At 41.6% G+C, this 476-nt stretch carries 1 protein-coding gene; it reads left to right on the top strand.

The annotated features are described in order from the left end of the window. A partial coding sequence (locus FHP05_RS15450) for a hypothetical protein (RefSeq protein WP_191126380.1) occupies positions 1 to 476 on the top strand: 476 nt, incomplete at both ends.

Here is a 476-nt window from a genome sequence, read left to right as displayed (position 1 = left end):
TTTCCGATATCATTCCTGATATAATAGAGCCAGAAGGATTGAAACAGGCCGCCAATGATCGAGTGGAAACCTACAAGCAAACAATGAAACATATCATCAGTGATCCGATGAGTGTTGTGGAAAGCATTGGTCAAACTGTTTTCGATGCAGCCGAAGATGAAGGTATTATGTATGTCGCAGGCTTTGGATTGACAACATTTGTACCTGTGGTCGGTCAGGCTGGAAGAGGAGCAAAAGGAGTTACCGCATTAAAGGGAATCAGCAAAGGCTCCAATAAAAACGTTCCAACAGGAATCTTAAAAGATGCCCCTTACAGCAAGGATTTCCTAATACAAAAAATGACAACAGCCAAAACCGCATTAGGCAAGACGAAGGTTCCTGTTTTTTATAGGGAAAAACTTGCGACCAATTCAACCGATATCAATACCTTTGGAATGGAGATGAAACCTCTTAGTGAGGTTAAACCGCAGATGTTT

Source organism: Cerasibacillus terrae, assembly GCF_008039555.1.
GTDB classification, from domain to species: Bacteria; Bacillota; Bacilli; order Bacillales; family Amphibacillaceae; genus Cerasibacillus; species Cerasibacillus terrae.
This window is presented reverse-complemented; position numbering and strand designations above follow the sequence as displayed.